Source organism: Streptomyces sp. NBC_00443 (genome assembly GCF_036014175.1).
GTDB lineage: Bacteria > Actinomycetota > Actinomycetes > Streptomycetales > Streptomycetaceae > Streptomyces.
On the sequence record NZ_CP107917.1, the window covers coordinates 5,804,970 to 5,817,792 of the forward strand.

General features: G+C 72.5%; 9 protein-coding genes, 1 tRNA gene and 1 pseudogene. 3 read left to right on the top strand and 8 right to left on the bottom strand.

The window, feature by feature from the left end; all coding sequences use genetic code 11:
- Positions 1–22: 22 nt before the first annotated feature.
- Both OHO27_RS26360 and OHO27_RS26365 read left to right on the top strand, forming a co-directional pair.
- Positions 23–754 carry a maleate cis-trans isomerase family protein gene (locus tag OHO27_RS26360; RefSeq protein ID WP_328427449.1) on the top strand — a complete coding sequence of 244 codons (732 nt, stop codon included), beginning with the start codon at positions 23–25 and terminating at the stop codon, positions 752–754.
- Positions 755–854: 100 nt separating this feature from the next.
- A pseudogene (locus OHO27_RS26365) lies at positions 855–2,005 on the top strand (LLM class flavin-dependent oxidoreductase).
- A 9-nt stretch (positions 2,006–2,014) separates the two neighbouring features.
- On the opposite strand, the gene OHO27_RS26370 reads toward OHO27_RS26365, so the two are convergent.
- Positions 2,015–3,844 carry a putative bifunctional diguanylate cyclase/phosphodiesterase gene (locus tag OHO27_RS26370; RefSeq protein ID WP_443059600.1) on the bottom strand — a complete coding sequence of 610 codons (1,830 nt, stop codon included), beginning with the start codon at positions 3,842–3,844 and terminating at the stop codon, positions 2,015–2,017.
- A 384-nt stretch (positions 3,845–4,228) separates the two neighbouring features.
- Here OHO27_RS26370 and OHO27_RS26375 point away from each other — a divergent pair, with 384 nt between their 5' ends.
- Entirely contained in the window at positions 4,229–5,656 is a 1,428-nt protein-coding gene (locus OHO27_RS26375; protein ID WP_328427451.1) for a M6 family metalloprotease domain-containing protein, read from the top strand.
- A gap of 358 nt (positions 5,657–6,014) precedes the next feature.
- Here the strand turns inward: OHO27_RS26375 and OHO27_RS26380 are convergent.
- The 7 genes from OHO27_RS26380 to OHO27_RS26410 form a co-directional block, all read right to left on the bottom strand.
- A tRNA-Lys gene (locus OHO27_RS26380) sits at positions 6,015–6,088 on the bottom strand.
- Positions 6,079–6,654: a bifunctional DNA primase/polymerase gene (locus OHO27_RS26385; protein ID WP_328427452.1), complete on the bottom strand. Its 576-nt coding sequence runs from the start codon at positions 6,652–6,654 to the stop codon at positions 6,079–6,081. The genes OHO27_RS26380 and OHO27_RS26385 overlap by 10 nt, the downstream gene beginning before the upstream one ends.
- Positions 6,655–6,793: 139 nt before the next feature.
- Positions 6,794–7,159, bottom strand: coding sequence for a hypothetical protein (locus OHO27_RS26390; RefSeq protein WP_328427453.1), 366 nt, complete (start codon positions 7,157–7,159; stop codon positions 6,794–6,796).
- Between the two features lie 492 nt (positions 7,160–7,651).
- Positions 7,652–8,986, bottom strand: a complete 1,335-nt coding sequence (locus OHO27_RS26395; RefSeq protein ID WP_328427454.1) for an AAA domain-containing protein — start codon at positions 8,984–8,986, stop codon at positions 7,652–7,654.
- Positions 8,983–10,587 (bottom strand): hypothetical protein, encoded by a 1,605-nt coding sequence (locus OHO27_RS26400; RefSeq protein WP_328427455.1) that lies wholly within the window; start codon positions 10,585–10,587, stop codon positions 8,983–8,985. Before OHO27_RS26400 ends, OHO27_RS26395 begins: the two co-directional genes overlap by 4 nt.
- The gene (locus OHO27_RS26405; protein WP_328427456.1) at positions 10,578–11,816 is read right to left on the bottom strand and encodes a hypothetical protein; all 1,239 of its coding nucleotides are present in this window, start codon (positions 11,814–11,816) and stop codon (positions 10,578–10,580) included. Before OHO27_RS26405 ends, OHO27_RS26400 begins: the two co-directional genes overlap by 10 nt.
- Complete coding sequence (locus OHO27_RS26410; protein ID WP_328427457.1) at positions 11,767–12,792, bottom strand: phosphatase PAP2 family protein; 1,026 nt, start codon at positions 12,790–12,792, stop codon at positions 11,767–11,769. The genes OHO27_RS26405 and OHO27_RS26410 overlap by 50 nt, the downstream gene beginning before the upstream one ends.
- Positions 12,793–12,823 lie beyond the last annotated feature (31 nt).

Genomic DNA, 12,823 nt, shown 5'->3' on the forward strand with positions numbered 1-12,823 from the left:
AGCAAGCAGCAGGAAGGCTGACATGACGGCACTCGGATTCCTCTACCCGGGCCATTCCGCCGAGGACGACTACCCACGCATCGAGCAGTTGCTCGCCAGCGACATCCGGCTCGACCTGGTGCACACCGACATCGGCGAGGACGCGCACCGGGTGGACGCGCTGCTGCGGATGGGCTCGGCCGAGCGGCTCACGGCGGGCGTGGAGGCGCTGCGGCTGACGGGCGCCGAGGCGGTCGTGTGGGCGTGCACGAGCGGCAGCTTCGTCTACGGCTGGGAGGGCGCCCACGAGCAGGTGCGCACCCTGGCCGTCGCGGCGGGCATGCCGGCGTCGTCGACGTCCTTCGCCTTCGCGCACGCGGTACGCGAGCTCGGGGTGCGGCGGGTGGCGATCGGCGCGACGTACCCCGACGACGTGGCGGGTCTGTTCTCGGACTTCCTGCGTGCCGCGGACGTGGAGGTGGTGTCGGTCCGAGGGTCCGGCATCATCACGGCGGCGGAGGTCGGAACCTGGGGCGAGAAGGAAGTGTTCGCCCTGGCGAAGGAGGCCGACCACCCCGACGCCGAGGCGGTCCTCCTCCCTGACACGGCCCTCCACACCGCGTCCCACATCCCGGCCCTGGAGCAGCACCTCTCCAAGCCGGTCCTCACCGCCAACCAGGTCACGGTCTGGGAGGCCCTGAGGCTGGCGGGCCGCCGGGTGAACGCGCCGGAACTGGGGGCGCTGTTCACCAGGGAGCCGATCGTCCAGGCGTAGCCCCTCCTGTCCCAGTCCCTGGGGTGCCCGCCTCAGGGACTGGGACAGTGACAGTGACAGTTGCGGGGGCGGGGAATAAACCGGAGCCACCCTCCTGTTAATGCCGGACGGACACCGCACGGCACAACCGCAGGAGGCACACGTGGCGGCAGACGAGAACCGGGGCCCGGCAGACGAGATCCGGGGCACAGTACAGGGCACCGCCCCCGTCCCCCTCTCCGTACTGGACCTGGTCACGGTCAGCTCCGGCCACACGGCCACCGAAGCCCTCCGCACCAGCGTCGAGCTGTCCCGCCTCGCGGAGGCCCGGGGCTTCCACCGCTACTGGGTCGCCGAACACCACTCCATGCCGGGCGTGGCCTCGTCCTCCCCCGCGGTGATCCTCGCCCACCTGGCGGCCCACACGACCCGCATCCGCCTCGGCTCAGGCGGCGTGATGCTGCCGAACCACGCCCCGCTGATCATCGCGGAGCAGTTCGGCACCCTGGAGGCCATGGCCCCCGGCCGCATCGACCTCGGCCTCGGCCGGGCCCCGGCACGGACGGTGCCACCGCAGCCGCCCTCCGCCGCACGGACACCCTGAACGAGGGCGCCGACGACTTCCCCGAGCAGCTCGCGGAGCTCACCCGCTTCCTCGACGACGACTTCCCGGACCGCCACCCCTACCGCCGTATCCACGCCGTCCCCGGCCCGGTCCAGGCGACGTCACCCGGCGGCGTCCAGTCCCCGCACCGCCCCCCGATCTGGCTGCTCGGCTCCTCCGGCTTCAGCGCCCGCCTCGCCGCCGTCCTCGGCCTGCCCTTCGCCTTCGCGCACCACTTCTCGGCCCGGAACACCATCCCGGCCCTGGACCTGTACCGCGAGTCCTTCCAGCCTTCCGCCGTACTCGACCGCCCGTACGCCCTCATCGGCGTCTCCGCGCTCGCCACCGACGAGGAGAAGGAGGCCCGCCGCCAGGTCGAGGCCGCCGCCCTCGGCATGGTCCGCCTGCGCACCGGCCGCCCCGGCCTCATCCCGGCGCCCGAGGAGGCCGAGGCCTACGAATTCACCCCGATGGAACGCGAGTTCGCCGACTCCTGGAACGCCAACGTCATCCACGGCACCGCCGACGAGGTCCGCTCCGGCCTCGACGACCTCCACAAGCGCACCGGCGCCGACGAGTTGATGATCACGAGCAACGCGCCCGGCATGGACGTACGCCTGCGTTCGTACGAACTCATCGCGGATGCCTACGGGTTGCCGGCCGCCTGACCCGTTCCGCTACACGCGCACGCCCAGCAACTCGGAGATACGATCCGGCGACACCGGCCGCGAGTACAGCCACCCCTGGCCGGTGTCGCAGCCGATCCGCCGCAGTCGTGAGGCCTGCGCCAGCGTCTCCACGCACTCCGCGGTGACCGTCAGCCCCAGCCGATGGGCCAGATCGATCATCGCCTCGACCACGACCTCGTCCGCCGGGTTCGGTGGGACGGCCGCGTTGTTGTCGCTCTCGTACTGGAAGCCCCGCACGAAGGAGCCGTCCAGCTTCAGGACCGAGACCGGCAGCCGGCTGAGGTACGCGAGGTTCGAGTAGCCCGTGCCGAAGTCGTCGATCGCGATACGTACGCCCATGTCGCTGAGCGCCTGGAGGTCCTGGATCGGGCGTCCCGCCGAGCCCATCACCGCGGACTCGGTCAGCTCCAACTGGAGCAGATGCGGGGCGAGTCCGGTCTCGCCGAGGATCCGGGCCACGTCCGCCACCAGGTCGGAGTCCCAGACCTGGCGGACGGCCACGTTCACGCTCACGAAGATCGGCGGCTCGTCGGGGTGGGCCTCCTGCCAGGACTGCGCCTGGCGGCAGGCGGTCTCCAGGATCCAGCGGCCGAGCGGCACGATCGAGCCGTCCTCCTCGGCCAGTCCGATGAACCGATTCGGCGCCAGTACGCCGAACTGAGGATGATTCCAGCGGACAAGCGCCTCGACACCGCGCAGCCGGCCGTCGTCCATGCTCACCAGTGGCTGGTACTCCAGGGCGAACTCACCGCGCTCGATGGCGGGCCGGAGTGTGGAGGCGAGGGCCTGGCGGGTCATGAGGTGGGCGTTGCGTTCGGGGTCGAAGAGCGTCCAGCGGTCCTTGCCGTCCGCCTTCGCCCAGTACAGCGTCGTGTCGGCGGCGGTCATCAGGGCGGTGGGGGTGGTGCCGGCCGCGTGGCGTTCCACGACGCCGATAGAGGCGGACACCGACAGGCGCCGGCCGGAGATGTCGAAGGGGGCCCGCAGGGATTCGAGCACCGACTCGGCGAGGTCGGCCAGTTGCTCGGTGCCCGTCGAGTCCTCGACGAGCAGGGCGAATTCGTCACCGCCGAGCCGGGCCACCAGGGGTGGGATCGACCTGGTGTGTCCCGCTTCCTCGGCGCAGTGCGTGAGCCGCTCGGCGACGGCGGCCAGCAGCTTGTCGCCGACCCGGTGGCCGAGGGTGTCGTTGATCGCCTTGAAACCGTCAAGGTCCAGGTAGCACAGGCCGATTCGGCCGGTGGTGCCGCTCTCGTCGTACGACTCCACCTCCAGCGCTGCCGTCAACCGCTCGAAGAACAGGGTGCGATTGGGCAGCCGGGTCACGAGGTCGTGCATCTGCAAGTGCCATAGCCGCGCCTGGAGTTCGCGCTGGGAGCTGATGTCGGTGACGGACAAAAGGACGCCGCCGGGCTCCGCACCGGGCAGGGGCGCGACCGTGACCTGCGCCCACAGGGAGCTTCCGTCCGGGTGCTTGATGCGGCGTGTGCAGCTCAGTTCGGCCTGCCGGCCGCGCAGCACCTCGCGGTAGGTGTGCCAGGTGCGGGCGTCGGAGGCGAGGTCCACCAGATCGGCGGCGACCGCCCCGGGCAGGTCCTCGGGGGTCGTGCCGAGCAGGTCGGCGAAGGACGGGTTGGCGCCGGTCACCAGGCCCTCGCGGTCGACCACGGCCATCGCCAGGGGGGCGGCGCTGAAGGCGGCGGAGGCGGCGGGGTGGGGCGGCGCCGCCGTACCGGGGGATCGTAGGTGGTTACTCTCTGTCACGGCTGCCCCGATGAGGTCTGCCGCGGGCGTCGGCCCTTCGGACGTTCCGCTCACCGCTCGCTCCCGCAGTGCACTCGTTCTTCGGATGGGTCTCATCGGAATGGCCGGCCGGGTGAAGGGGGGTGCCCCCCTGCTCGAGCGAAGCCGAGCCCTGGGGGCGGCCACCGGGCCGTGTCCGTGCAGGAAAGTGTCAGGAAAGTGTGCCGATCATAGAGGCTGGCCCGAGGGCCTTCCACCTACTGTTCAGTGTTCCCGCGTGACGCGCGCTTCTGACAGATCGTTTCTGCCCGCACGTGGACGGCTTCTTAGGGCCCCCGACCAGTTGTGACGTTCCGTGAGCGATTCGGGGGTGTCGGTTCTGACGACCCCTCGGCCCTCTCACCCGTCTGGTGCAGCTGAACAGGACGTAGTACGACAATCCGACACAGGCTGGGTGCGGTGTCCCGCGAACCGCTCCCGGAGGTCCACGTGCCGCGTCAGTTCCCCCTGCTCCGTGGGACGGGCCTGTTGCGGGACCGGCCCCGACTGCGCAGCACCGCCGCCGTGTTCACCACGATGTCGGCGCTGGCCGCGATCTCCCTGGTGGCCGGCCCCTCGGTCGCCGAACCGTTCGACCCCGCGCCGTGCGCCCTCAAACGCACCGCGGCCCACCACTCCGAGGGCCTGGACACCTGGAACGCCGCCTATCCGCGCCCGACCCGCGAACTCGACGCGGTCATGGTGTTCCTGTCCTTCCCGGACTCGGCACCCCTGACGACACCCGCCGAACTGACGGCCGACCACTTCCCGGCCACCACCCGCTTCTTCGAACGCGCCTCCTACGGCAGATTCACCCTGCGCCCGCATCCGCTCCGGCACTGGCTCCGCATGCCGCGCCCGTCGACGGCGTACGCCATACAGCGTGACTGGCGCGTCACCGACCGGGCCGCCTATCTGCGCGACGCGCTCGCCGTGGCGGACCGGGCGGTGGACTTCTCCCGCTACGACATCGTGTACTTCGTCGCCGACCCGGACGCGCCCGGCGTCGACTCCGACGCCACGAAAGTCGTCAACCTGGACACCCCGCTGCGGGCCGACGGCACCGACATCCGGCGTGTCGTCACGGTGTTCGAAAACCATCCGCCGGACCGGCTGGTCCTCGCCCACGAGACCGGCCATGTCTTCGACCTGCCGGACCTGTACCACCGCCCGGTGGACGGCAAGGGCGACTGGGACACCTACGTCGGCGACTGGGACCTGATGGGCAGCCAGTTCGGCATGGCACCGGATCTGTTCGGCTGGCACAAGTGGAAGCTGGGCTGGCTGGAGCCGCGGCAGGTGGTGTGCGTGCAGGGGCAGGGCGCCGGCTCCACCCGGCTGACGCTGGAACCGCTGTCGGCGGGGCCGGGGGTCCCGGCGCAGACGGGGGCGGCCGGGGCGTCCGGCCCGTCCGGAGCGGTCGGTGCGTACGGGACGTACGGGACGTACGGAGGGGCGTACGGCAGTTCCCACGGTTCGTCCGGCGCCGCTGTCCCGGGCTTCGGGCTGGGCCGCGGCATCAAGCTCGCCGTCGTCCCCACCGGGCCGGAGAGCGCCCTCGCCTTCGAGGCGCGCGGCTCGGTGGGCAATGACGCGCAGGGCTGCCGGCAGGGGGTGCTGGTGTACCGGGTGCGCAGCGAGACCGAGTCCGGGGGCGGGCCGGTCGAGGTGATCGACGCCCATCCGCGCAGTGAGGCCTGCTGGGAGGAGTCCGTGTATCCGCCGCTCGCGGACGCGCCGGTGGGGCTCGGCGAGAGCTTCACGGTGCGGGAGGAGGGCGTGCGGGTGGACGTGGAGGGGCGGACGGCTGCGGGGGCGTGGACGGTGAAGATCACGGCGATCAGGTAGCGCGTGCGCCGAGTGCGGGGTCGCGTGGCGGTCCGGGTGTGCGCCGGGGTGGTATGGGCACGCCTGGTGCCCGGTGGTGTGCCGGGGCGGTAGCAGTGCGTACAGGGGGCCGGTGGTGTGCCGGGCCGGCTGGTTGTGCGCCCGGCGAGCGGGTTGTGCGCCGGGGGTATGCGAAAGGCCCCCCGCGTCTGCGAGGGGCTTTCACTGTCTGTGCGCCGCCAGGGACTCGACCCCCGGACCCGCTGATGCTGCATTCCCCGGGGGATAACCCCCGGACCCCCAGCCGCCCCTGCGGGACCGGGAGAGCCATCGTCAAAAGCGAAGGCCCCCCGCGTCTGCGAGGGGCCTTCACTGTCTGTGCGCCGCCAGGGACTCGAACCCCGGACCCGCTGATTAAGAGTCAGCTGCTCTAACCAACTGAGCTAGCGGCGCCTGCTGACGTCGTAGACCTTAGCACCCTGATCGGGGTGGGGAAAAATCGATATCCGAACGGCAGCGCGAGCCGCCCGCACGGCCGCCCAGAGCAGTACCTCGGGGCCCGGTAACCAGGGATTACGGGTGTCGGGGGCGACCAGCCAGCGGGAGCCCGAGGGGGTCTCGGCGGCGGACCCGCCCGGGACGGTCACGGCGTCTCCGGTGCCGTGGCACAGGAGCGGCGGGACGTCGCCCACGCGGCCGAGCTCCTCCCACCGCAGCAGGGAAGGCAGCCGCTGGGCCGTGCCGGGCGCGGCGAACAGCAGCATCCGGCCTCGGAGCATCGCCACCGGCCCCGATCCCGGGCCTTCCTCCCAGAGCCGGTCGACCATGCGTCGGCCGAAGATCGCGGGTGCGCTCACGACGTCGAAGACGGAACCGCAGCCCAGGACCACGGGGGCCGTCGGCTGCTCGTCCCAGAGCGCCCGGGTGCTGCGCGGATACGGTTCTGCGGAAGCGAGCCAGGCGGCGCCGTCCGCGGTGACGGAGGCGGGCGAGAACGGGGCGTTGCTTGTGCTGCTCATGGCAGATACATCTACCGACGGTGAGCGCTTCGTTCCCGAGAGTTCGCGGAAACCGGGACAGGGCGGGGTGGGAGGGCGTATCTTGCCCGCCCACCTGGCATATGCCATGGGGAGGGTGCGCCCGGGTCGGTCCCGTCGGTCACACCGGGTCGACGTGCCCCGGTCCCTCGACCCCCCGCATCAGATCCCTGCCGAACTCCACCATCTTCTTGGCGTAGTCCTCGGTCCACTCGGCCTGTGCGGCGATGTCGGCGGGCGTCAGCCGGTCGAAGCGCCGGGGATCCTCCAGCTGGGCCGCCGCGATGGCCTGGAACTCCATCGCACGGTCCGTCGCCGCCCGGAACGCCTGCGTCAGCTCGGTCGCCCGCGCCAGCAGAGCCCGCGGGTCGTCGATCGACTCCAGGTCGAAGAAGTGCTCCGGGTCGGAGGCCGCCTGCGCGGGCTCGAAGAGCAGGGGCGCGGGGCGTAGCCGCGGTTCGTTCCGACGCGGCGTGGGCTCCGCCATGTCTTGTCCTCCTCGTACGTCACCGATCTCGTAGGTCACCGTCCCCCTCCCCCGCTAGCGGAGGCATCCCCAGCGGACCGGCCCACCGTCCATTGTCCCGCGCCCACGCAAGTGGGCATCGGGCGCAGGTCAGAGGGACGGCCGCCGGGTCCTAGCAGGGCCGCCACGCCACCCGATGCTCGGCGAGCCGCGCCAACACCGCGTGATTCGCCTCCCAACCATCCGGGCTGTATTCATTCGGCCGCCTCCGGCGGCGTGCCGGACTCCGTCCGGCGGAGGGGTGGCGTTGTGTGCAGGGCCGGGTGGTGTGTGTGCTGTTTCGCTCATGGCCGCCACGCCACCCGATGCTCGGCGAGCCGCGCCAACACCGCGTGATTCGCCTCCCAACCATCCGGGCTGTATTCATTCGGCCGCCTCCGGCGGCGTGCCGGACTCCGTCCGGCGGAGGGGTGGCGTTGTGTGCAGGGCCGGGTGGTGTGTGTGCTGTTTCGCTCATGGCCGCCACGCCACCCGATGCTCGGCGAGCCGCGCCAACACCGCGTGATTCGCCTCCCAACCATCCGGAAACTTCACCACCGTCCCCAGTTGCACCGGCTCCGTCGACGGATAGTCGTCCAGCAGCTCGCTCACCCCTGCCCGGCACACGACGATGCACGCGTGGCGGTGGCGGGAGGCGAGGACGCACAGGCGGCCCGTTTCCAGGTGGAAGGCAGTGGCGTCGGGGCGGCCGGAGAGGGGGTGGAGGACCACGGTCACGTCGTACTCGCGGCCCTGGAGGCGATTCGCCGTGTCCACGGTGACGTCCGTCACCCCCAGCTCGGTCAGTGCCGCCCGGACCGCCGCCGCCTGGTCCCGGTGGGCCGTGCCGACGGCGATCCGGTCGGCGGTGAGGGGTGCGGCATCCGGCGAGCGTTCCGACGTCGCCGCGCCGCCCCGGTCCAGGAGGCGCCGTACGACCGTCGCGACCGCGCGTACCGCCTCGGGGTCCGTGCGCGGGGTGTGCCGGGCGGGCAGCTCAAGCAGCCCCCAGCCCGACTGGGCCGCCTCGTCGATCACCCGGTCCGGGCCCGAGCCGTCCGACGGGACCGCGAAGGCCAGGCCGCGGTCGCCGTGGTCCGTGCCGCTGCGGAAGGGGGTGTACGGGTAGAAGGCGTCGGAGACCAGAGGCGCGGCGGAGGCCGGGAGGCGCCAGGAGACCGGCAGACGGTGCTGGGGCAGCTCCGGATTGTGGGCCAGAAGGGTTGTCACGGCGGACCCCGAGGGGTCGTACGACAGGCCCGCCCACTGCTCGCCGCCGACGATGGAGAACGGGTCCAGCTGACCCGGGTCGCCGACGAACAGCGCCCGTTCGAAGAGGCCGGCCACCGCGAGCAGCGAGTCCGAGCGCATCTGGTACGCCTCGTCGACGATCGCGTGCCGCCAGGGCTCGTCGACCTTGACGTGCGCCCACTTGGCCGCCGTCGAGATGACGACCGAGAGGCCGCTCAGGTCGCCGGCCTTCGCCGACTTGCGTACGTTCGGCAGGTCGTCCAGCGCTTTGTCGTACGGGTCGGCGTCGCTGCTGTGCAGACGCCCCACCGGCAGCTCGGGGTTCTTCTCGGCGAGCCTGAGCACCAGGTCGTCGACCTGGGCGTTGGTCTGCGCGACGACCATCAGCGGGCGCCCGGCGTCGGCGAGTTCGAGGGCCGCACGGACGACGAGCGTGGACTTGCCGGCGCCGGGCGGGGAGTCGACGACGACACCGCGCGCGGTGCCGTGCAGCGTGTCGTGGAGGATCGCGTGGGTGGCCTCGGTCGCCGCGGCGCCGGGGTCGAACACGGCCGTCACAGGACGTCCTCCTGGGTCAGCGGATCGGCGGCCTCGGGCACCTGCTCCCCGGGCGGCCCGCCGTGCGTCCACGGCGTCTCCTCCGGGTCGGGCAGCTTCGCGCCGCCGCGCTGCTCGTGCTCGAACACCGTGAAGCAGACCAGATCGCCCTTCTCCGGCACCGACCCCTCCTCCGGCTCCTTGCCGCGGCCCATCTTGTCCAGCACCCGCAGCACCATCAGCGCGCCGTCGTCCCCGAAGTCCCCCTCGTGGCCGACGAACTCCGCCGACTGAGGCTTCCCACCCAGCGACCGGAACACCTTGGCGCGCTCGCCCAAATGCGGCCGGTCATCCGTGCGAACGGTGACCAGAGGGCGCGGACTGGGCCGCTTGCCCTCGCTGTACGCCATGACGACATCGGTGACCTCGCCCGCGAACGCCTCCCCGGCCAGCCGCCGCCCCGCCATCACCAGCGGGTCGTCGAGCGCCTCCTGCGCCTCCAGCCGGGCCTGTTCGCGCTCGCGCGCGGCGAGCTTGTTGGCGGCGGTGACCGCGTCGTCGCGGCGCGGCTGCGGCGGCTCGCCGGCCACGACACGGTCGCGGTGGCCGGTGAACGACCAGCGGTCCCGGGTCCACCGCTCCTCGACCCGCCCGGCCTCGGGCAGCTCGCGCACCAGGTCGAGGCCCCGCCACACCGCGTCCCAGGTGGGCCGGGTCCGGCTCTCGACGAGGGCGCGGATCTCCCGTTCGGCGCCGGTCAGGTCCCCGAGCCGGTCGTCCGCCTCCAGCCCGTCCTCGGCGGCGGCGAGGGCCGTACGCGCGCGGTCGTAGCGCTCGATGGCGGGGGCGAGCAGTTTGTTGTCGAAGGCCGGATCGGTGGCGGGACCGGCGGGCGGGCACAGCAGTTGGCCGTCGCGGTCCCGCGCGAGTTCCGCGCGCAGTGCCGCCTCGGCGCCCGTCTCACCCTCCGGCGGGGCGATCCACGCCAGCAGCGCGCCCAGGTGCTGGTCCTCCAGGGTGGACTGCCCGGTCGCCCAGTGCCGGGCCAGTACGTCGGTCATGGCCAGCAGCAGCGAGGAGCCCGGCACGCGGGCCCGCTCGCCGAAGTGGGTCAGCCAGCGGCCGAGCAACGGCACGCGCGGGGGCGCGGGATAGGGGGTCTCCGGGTCCTGTTCCGCCGTACGCCTGAAGCGCATGGAGCGGCCGAGGAGCCGTACGAAGTCGACGCCCGCGCGGCTGGGGACGATCAACTGCGGGGCGTCCGCGCACAGTTCGACCTCGACCTTGACCCGCTTGCCGGTCTCCGGATCGGTCTCGTTGCGCTCGGTGGCCTCGACGTCCTCGGCGAAGGCGTCGAAGTACGGCAGGACGACGTCCGCCAGCTCGGACAGGAAGCCGAACCTGAGGTCCCGGTCGCGCGGCTGCGGGACCACCAGCAGGTGCGGGGCGTCCCGGTCCGTGCCGACCAGCGCGCCGAGCGGGGCGCCGGCCTCACCGGCGGTGGTCAGGGGCACGAAGACCAGCGGCCGCTCGGACAGGCGCCGGTGCCGGACGGTGGCGGCGGGCTGGGCGCGGCCCGTGCTGACGGCCTCGAGGCGGGCGAGGGTGGCGATCAGTGACACGCGGCCACCGCCTCCTCGCCGAAGGCATCGGATTCCCGGCCGAGATCCCGGGCGTCGCGGCCGAGGGCCTCGGCGCGCAGCCGCGCGGCCCGGCGCAGGGCCGCCACCGCCGGGTCGTCCGGGTCGCCCGACTCGCCACGGGCCGCCGACAGGACGTCCTCGACCGTCGTCAGGCCGCCCAGCTCGGCCCGCACCGAACGACCCAGCGACGTCACCGCGCCGGCCGCGCGCGAGCGGGCGCGGCAGTGGAAGGCCAGCTCGCAGGCGGACAGGCACTCGGGCGCGTAGGCCGCCGGGACCGACTCGACGGCTGCCGTCAGGTCGGCCTCGGGCAGCTCGGGTGAGAAGCAGGTGCCGGCCGGGAGGGTGTCGGCGATGTCCTCGATGCGGGTGAGGCGGGCCAGCTGGCGGGAGGTCACCGCGCGCTGCTTGCGGACGTCGACGGCCGAGGCGGTGGGGAGGTTGGAGAAGTCCTTGGGGCAGACGAGCAGGATCCGGTGGCGCACGCGCGGGGCGGGGGCGCTGTCCGAGGCGCCCTGCCTCCGGGGCACGTCAGCCTCAGCCTCAGCCTCCGGCTCCGCGCCGAGACGGTCGGCGATCTGCTCGAGCGCCATCACGTAGACCGCCGCCTGCCGCGCGGCCGCGCCCACTTTCGACGGGTCCGCGGAACCGTCCAGCATCGGGAAGGACTTGATCTCCACGACCGTCCAGCTGCCGTCCGGGTGCACGACGACCGCGTCCGGCTCCAGGAAGGCGGGCGACCCGGCGACGTCCAGCGCGAGCATGGGGTGGTCGAGCAGCGTCCACTCGCCGCGTGTCTCGGTGGCCTCGCGCAGCGCCAGTGCCGTACGGGCCGTGCGGCCCTCGGGGCCGGACGCGACGAGCTCGGGCACCCGCGCGTGGGCGGGTGGTTCGGCGCCGCGGTCCAGCTTCTCGTGGACCAGGCGCAGCAGCTCCGCGCCGCCGTCCGCCTTGACCTTGGCCTCGAAGGCGTTGCCGCGTGTGAAGGCGAACTGTGACTGCCCGAAGACCGCCGGCGAGCCCAGTGCACCCGCCAGCGCGGCCTTGTTCACCCCGGCGCCGTCCAGGATCGCTCTGCGCTTGCAGCCGGGGTTGGCGGCGAGGGCGGCCAGGGCGCGTGCGTCCAGCGCCTTGGCCGGGACTTCGGGACCGCGCAGCTCAGCGAGCCGGTGCCGGAGCGCCGTCCCCCGCGTCCTGGGGAGAGGCACTCGGCTCGGCTCCGGATCCGAACCGGGACTCGCGCTGCCGTGGAATTCGCTCACCCGCGGAAGTCTGGCATCCGCCACTGACAATTGAGGAAGAAGCGTCGGCAGAGCCGCTCGTGACCGTGGCACCGACACGGCTCGGGACCCTGGCGCCGGCCCCCTTCGTGACCGTGCCGACGGAGGCCGTCGGGACCGGTGCGGCCACCGCCCCGAAGCGCGCCCGGACCCGGTCCGCTGTCCGTATGACGTACGGCGTCAGCAGCAGCCCGGCGCCCATGACGGCGGCGCCTGCCACCGCGTCGAGGAAGTAGTGGTTGGCGGTGCCCATCACCACGATCGTCGTGATCAGGGGGTAGGCGACGGCGGCGACCTTCGTGAGGCGCGTCCCGCCGTACCGCCACAGCATCACCCCGCACCACAGCGCCCAGCCGACGTGCAGGCTCGGCATGGCCGCGTACTGGTTCGTCATGCCGCCGAGGCCCTTGGGCGCGCTCGCCTCGCCGCCCCACCAGCCGTACGAGCTGTACTGCGCCATCGTGTCCACGAAGCCGTAGCTCCCGGCGAGCAGCCGGGGCGGGCAGGTGGGCAGCAGGGTGAAGCCGATCAGGCCTATGAAGGTCGACGTCATCAGCCAGGTGCGGGCCGCGCGGTAGTGCACGGTGCGGGACCTGAAGATCCAGACCAGCAGCACGGGCGTGACCAGGTAGTGCAGCGACGCGTACCAGAAGTCCGCCGGGACGCCGATCCAGGGCTCGGCGGTGAAGAGCCGGTTGAGCGGGTGCTCCGCGTTCAGGTACAGGGCCTTTTCGATGTCCAGGATCGCCAGGCCGTGGTCGACGGCGTGCGAGACATCCCCCCGGGCGAGCAGTCGGCCCGCCGAGTAGCAGGCGTAGACCAGCAATATCAGCGGCAGCTCGGTCCACCAGCGCAGGCGGGTCCGCGGCGTCGCCTCCACGCCAGCTCTCTCGGCGTGTGGCATCCGATCGCCTCCCCCTTCTTGTCAGCGCCCG